The 5,210-nt window shown below is 67.2% G+C and carries 6 protein-coding genes; 3 read left to right on the forward strand and 3 right to left on the reverse strand.

Going from position 1 to position 5,210, the window contains the following annotated elements:
• A partial coding sequence (locus VGD93_RS13040) for an ABC transporter permease subunit (RefSeq protein ID WP_395012589.1) occupies nt 1–343 on the forward strand: 343 nt, incomplete at its 5' end.
• 319 nt (nt 344–662) lie between these two features.
• Complete coding sequence (locus tag VGD93_RS13045; protein WP_395012590.1) at nt 663–1,481, forward strand: alpha/beta fold hydrolase; 819 nt, start codon at nt 663–665, stop codon at nt 1,479–1,481.
• A 102-nt stretch (nt 1,482–1,583) separates the two neighbouring features.
• Here the strand turns inward: VGD93_RS13045 and VGD93_RS13050 are convergent, their stop codons facing one another.
• The 3 genes from VGD93_RS13050 to VGD93_RS13060 all read right to left on the reverse strand — a co-directional run bounded on the left by VGD93_RS13050 (nt 1,584) and on the right by VGD93_RS13060 (nt 4,043).
• Nucleotides 1,584–1,979, reverse strand: coding sequence for a hypothetical protein (locus VGD93_RS13050; protein WP_395012591.1), 396 nt, complete (start codon nt 1,977–1,979; stop codon nt 1,584–1,586).
• A 421-nt stretch (nt 1,980–2,400) separates the two neighbouring features.
• A complete protein-coding gene (locus VGD93_RS13055) occupies nt 2,401–3,123 on the reverse strand; it encodes an aspartate/glutamate racemase family protein (protein WP_395012592.1) in 723 nt (240 codons plus the stop codon).
• Entirely contained in the window at nt 3,120–4,043 is a 924-nt protein-coding gene (locus VGD93_RS13060) for a 3-hydroxyacyl-CoA dehydrogenase NAD-binding domain-containing protein (RefSeq protein ID WP_395012593.1), read from the reverse strand. Before VGD93_RS13060 ends, VGD93_RS13055 begins: the two co-directional genes overlap by 4 nt.
• A 371-nt stretch (nt 4,044–4,414) precedes the next feature.
• On the opposite strand from VGD93_RS13060, the gene VGD93_RS13065 reads away from it, so the two are divergent.
• Nucleotides 4,415–5,194, forward strand: a complete 780-nt coding sequence (locus VGD93_RS13065) for a GntR family transcriptional regulator (protein ID WP_395012594.1) — start codon at nt 4,415–4,417, stop codon at nt 5,192–5,194.
• Nucleotides 5,195–5,210 lie beyond the last annotated feature (16 nt).

Genomic DNA, 5,210 nt, shown 5'->3' on the forward strand with positions numbered 1-5,210 from the left:
CGAATCCTTGCCGCGCGGGCAGACGGAGGCAGCGACAGCGCTTGGCATGCAATACTGGGCGCGTATCCGGCACGTCATCCTGCCGCAGGCGCTGCGCATAACAATGCCCGCGACCACCGGCTATCTTATTCAACTGATCAAGGGGACGTCCCTCGCTGGCATTATCGGGCTCACCGAATTGACGCGGTCGGGGCAGATCATCACGAACGCGACGTACCAGCCGATGATCGTCTACGCCATAGTGGCGGCTCTCTATTTCCTGATCTGTTGGCCGTTGTCGCTGTTCGAAGCTCGCCTAGCGCATCGCGGCGAACGGCCCACCCCGTCCGGGAGTTCCTCGTGAGGATAAGGCCGGCAAAGTCCCGGTGTTTCCCGTCTGGCCGGACGAACTACCGGATGCGGAGGTGGGCTTTCGCCGCCAGGACCGGGCATCAAGGCAAACACCACCCCGTTCCCGGACGAGGCGGCAGAGGTGCTGCCGGCAGCTTTTGCGAGGGAATTGACCGCAGTCTCCTACGGAGCACGGCGGTGCGGGGCCAGGCAAGGGGCGAATTGAAGACCTCCGCAGGAGCCGCATCCAGGCGCAGTCCGGCACGTCGTGACATCCCCGCCGCCGGCGCGGCATGGGGGATTGCCTGCCGCGGCTATCCGGAGCTTTCGGCATGAACGCGCCCATTCCTACCCTGTACTTCGAGGACAGTGGCGACGGGGCTCGTCCGGCCCTGCTTCTTGTCCACGGCCTTCTTTCGAGTCGCAACCACTGGCTGCCGAACATCGAACGGCTCGGACGGGCCTTTCGGCTAATCCGGATCGACCTTCCCGCGCACGGGCGCTCGCCGGGTGCCTCCGCGCCCGCCCTGCACCCCGACAATATCGCCGGCGCGCTCGACGCGCTCCGCGAGCAGCTGGGGATTGACAGGTGGTATATCTGCGGCCAGAGTCTCGGGGCAGGCATCACGCTGCGCTATGCGCTTGCCCGTCCTGATCGCATCATTGCGCAGGCCTTCACCAACGCCAATGCCGCGCTGAAGCCGCAACTCGCAGGCAGTGCACGTGCCGCCCTGCGGGATCGCGTCGATGGGATACGGCGGGGCGGGGCGGAGGCCCTTCGCAGGGAAGTGGTGCATCCGCGCCACGCGCGCCGCTTTCCCGATGACGTCCGCGAGGCTCTGTGCGCCGATGCCGACGCCCTCGATCCGGCCGGGGTCGCGGACATGCTGGAACATACGCTCCCCTATCTCGGGCTGGCTGACAGGCTGGCAGAGATCGCCGTGCCGACGCTTTTGGTCAACGGCACTTATGAACGCAAGTTTCAGCCACTGCGCGCCATGGCAGCCTCGGTGATTCCACGCCTTCGCGTTGCCGATGTGGCAGGCGGGCACTCCATCAACGTCGAAAACGCGGCCGGTTTCGACCAGGCCATCCTCGAACTGCCCGCACTTGCTGCGGGCCGACAAAGCTCGCGGAAGGGGAATCCATGAAGAGGCATAGGCGGCTCGCCGGCACCGCCCGCTACGCAGCAAAACACCCGCCCGCGCGGTGACAAGTGAGATCGACCTCTCGATGGCCTTCGGCGGTGTCTATCACAACCACACGTGGAGGGATGGGACCAGTGCCCATTGCGTCCGGTTCCTCGCTGGCGGCGACGGCCCTTCTGTGCTCCAACTGGTCTCGATATTCGAGGAGCTGGACGGCCACAAAAAAACGTTGGCAGCGTTTGCTCTGTCGTGATTTAGATCCGCGCGGAGCTCAAAGGTCGCGGGTCCGATCCTCATGCCCGGAAAGGCAAAGGCCACCACCACCTGCTGCCAGTGGAAGCCGCCGCGGGGACCCTGCACGACGTAGGCGTGATGGGGCCAGCGGTAGCCGTCCTGCGGGTCGTCGCAGAACTCAGCCTCCGGGAAGCGTTTGGCCACGACTGCCTTGAGTGCCTCAATGGCACGTTGCCCTTCGGCCTTTAGCCGCCGGGCGCGGTTCATTTCGCGCCATCGGCACCGGGCGCAGCAGTAGACTATTCCGCCAGTTGTCCCTACGACGTCGTCCAGCCGTTTCCCGGCGTCGTGCAGCGCGGTCGCCCTCCCAGCCGATCGGTTGCTGTCCTGCCGTACAGCTTCCGTACAGATTGACCCCGATGTTTCCGGCTTGTTCTGGCCCGTTAGCCAGCGAAAAGGCCCGGTGTCCCGCGCGGCCTATGTCCTCCGAAGGCAGAGGTCGTGAGTTCGAATCTCGCCGGGTGCGCCAAAGTTTCCGATCAGGACGTCTTCGAATTTCGGAACAAGCGCAGTCGCGCCGTCGCCGATCCATTGCTCCACGCCGGCCACCAGCAGCAGGCTGGCGCCGTGCCGGCCGGCCGCGGGACAACGGAGGCTCAGGTGCGCCGCGGCGCGGGCTGTAGGCCCGTCATGCGCCCCCGGCCGGCCCCTGCGTGCGCCGGGGTGACCCCGCTTCGCCGACCAGCCTGCGGATCGCCCTGGCGGCGCTGTGCGGCGTCGTGATCACTTGTATTGGCCCCACCCGGGCCTCGACGAGCGGCCGTGCGCGCGCCAGGGAGAACTGGCCGAGGATGATGACATCGGCCCCGGCGGCGCGCCGGCCCACGCACTCGGCAGCGAGGGCGTCGTGCCGCTCCCCGTCGCCCGCCTGCAAGGCGGCGAGGGCGCCGTCGATCAGGACCGTTTCGACCTCGATGCTCTTGCCCGCCGCGCGCGCCATCGCCTGCAGTTCGTCCTTCAACGCGTCCTGCGAGGGGCCGAACGTGACGGCGAGGAGCACGCGCGATCCGAGTTCGAGCGCTTCGGCGAACGCTGCTTCGTTCGGGCGGAGCACGGGAATCGGCGTGGTCAGCCTGGCCGCGTCGATGGCCGGGCCGAAGGCCGAGCAGGTGAACAGGATGGCGGCGGTGGACCCGCCGCAACCCGAGGTCGCTTCCGCATAGCCGGCAAGGGCGCGGAACCTTCGGGTCATCGCCTCGTCGAGGCGTCCGGCCTGGGCCCGATCGGCGGCCAGCGAGGTATCGAGCAGGTCGAAGCAATAGGCTCCGGGCCACACGTCTCCAAACGCCGCGCGGGCCGGGGCCACCGATTCTTCAAGCGCATGGATCAGGGCGATGCGGGGTCCCGTCACGACGCATCTCCGGGCCGTGCGGCGAGGGCGCGCAGCAAGCCCGCGTCGCGCTCGGCCTGCAGCTGCGCGACGGAGCGTCCGGCTGCCTCCTGCATGACGCCGTCGACGATGCGTCGGCACAGCTCGGGGGTCAATGTCGGGTTCCCGAGGCTGGCCCAGCGCCGTTCCTGGCTCGGCCCCAGATGCTCGAGATAGTGTTCGATCCCCCCGGCGCCGCCGCCGAGATGGTAGGCCATGTGCGCCCCCACGACCGACCAGCGCAGCCCCGGACCGTGCACGAGAGCCGCATCGACCGCGCTCACATCGGCGATCCCCTGGTCGACGATGTTGACGGCTTCCCGCCAGAGCGCCGAGGCGAGTCGGTTGGCAATGTGGCCCACGGCGTCCCGCGACAGCATGACGGTCTTTCGCTGCAGGCCGTTGTAGAAGGCCTCCGCCTTGGCCCGCACCGAGGCATCCGCGGCGTAGACTTCGACGAGCGGCATGAGGTGCGGCGGATTGAACGGGTGGGCGGTGATGAAGCGGTCGCGATGCCGCAGCTGCCGCGACAGCTCCGACCAGGTCAATGATGAGGTGCTGCTGGCGAGGATCGCGCCGGGTTCGGCACCGGCTTCGATCCGGGCGTAGAGATCGATCTTGAGCGGCACGGACTCCGGCGCATTCTCCTGGATCCAGAAGGCGCCCCGTACGGCGTCGTCGAGGCTGTCGGTTGTGACGATCCTGCCCTCCGCGTGCGCGCTCCGGCGCAGGACCCGTACCTGCTCCAGCGCCGCCGCGACGGAAGCCTCGAAGCCGGCCTGCCAGTTCGCGGCCGGATCCCAGGCCCTGACGTCAAAGCCGTAGCCGGCAAACAGCGCCGCCCAGCTCTGCCCGATCAGTCCGCAACCGATTACGGCTATCGTATTGTTCTGCTGCGCCATCTTGATCCGTTGCCCGGGAAATGCGTGCCCGTGGCGGCGAGCCTCGCCGATTCGAGACACCGTCCGGCCGGGATTCCGAGCGACTTCGGCCACCACCCGGACTCGTTCGGGTGCCCTGACGTTTGGTGCAGGTTTCGTGTCGGGTCAAGTCCGCGCCGGCCCCGCGCTGCATGATGGCGGCGAAAAAGTCATAAACATGAGATGATCGGTCATTGACGATTGCGACAATTGTGGCGACATACGAACATATAATTTGCCGCAGCACTTGATCACGGAATTGGCAAGCGAACGGCATATCGCGGTGGACCACCCGATGAGAGCGACAACGGTCGGGCCGGTCAGCCGAAATGAGCATTTGAAAGGTCGCCCGCATGAGCGAGGCTGTCTCGCCGACCCCGCTTTATCATCGCATCTATGCCGTGATGCGCGAGCGCATCGTCAACGGCTATTATCCCGGCGATGTCCCGGTCCCCAGCGAGGCCGAACTGGCCGAGACCTTTGCCGTGAGCCGCATCACGGTGCGCAAGGCGATGGAAATCCTCGCGGCCGAAGGCCTGGTGACGCGGGCACGCGGGCGCGGCACGTTCGTGACCGACAGGGCGCAGCAGAACCGGCTCGATCGCCCGGTCGTCTCCAACGTCAACGGGCTGTTCAGCTATCTCAACGCCGTGGGCAAGAGCACGCGGCTGCGGGTCATCAGCCTCGACCGCGGTGAGGCGCCGCCGCGCATCGCTGCACTGATGGGTGTCGCCCCCGACACCGAGGTGGTTCGCGCCGTGCGCATCCGCGACCTGCATGGCCGGCCCTATTCCCTGTCGATGGCATATCTGCTGCCGGAAATCGGCGCCGAGATCGGCGTGCAGGATCTGGCGCGGACCGACATGATCGACCTGGTCCAGCGGGCGGGTGCCAATGTCGAGCAGGTCGAGCAGGTGCTGACGGCCACGCTCGCCGACGAATATGCCGCCCAGCACCTGGAAATCCCCATTGGATCGCCGCTGATGCGCATGATCCGCGTGTTCGTCGATGCAAGGCTCGGCTCGTTCTATGTCGCCGAAATCCTCTACTGCGCGGACCGCTACGAATATCGGGTCGCACTGCGGCGCGAGCCGGGGCAGGGCTTCACCCTCGACGGCGGCCCGCCGCGCTGACGGGCGGGGCCGGCCG

Source organism: Devosia sp. (genome assembly GCF_036406155.1).
Classification (GTDB): domain Bacteria; phylum Pseudomonadota; class Alphaproteobacteria; order Rhizobiales; family Devosiaceae; genus Devosia_A.

Excerpts from the sequence above, each read along its gene's own strand:
- VGD93_RS13060 (WP_395012593.1), bottom strand. The coding sequence starts at position 4,043 with ATGGCGCAGCAGAACAATACGATAGCCGTAATCGGTTGCGGACTGATC.
- VGD93_RS13045 (WP_395012590.1), top strand. The coding sequence starts at position 663 with ATGAACGCGCCCATTCCTACCCTGTACTTCGAGGACAGTGGCGACGGG.
- VGD93_RS13050 (WP_395012591.1), bottom strand. The coding sequence starts at position 1,979 with ATGAACCGCGCCCGGCGGCTAAAGGCCGAAGGGCAACGTGCCATTGAG.
- VGD93_RS13065 (WP_395012594.1), top strand. The coding sequence starts at position 4,415 with ATGAGCGAGGCTGTCTCGCCGACCCCGCTTTATCATCGCATCTATGCC.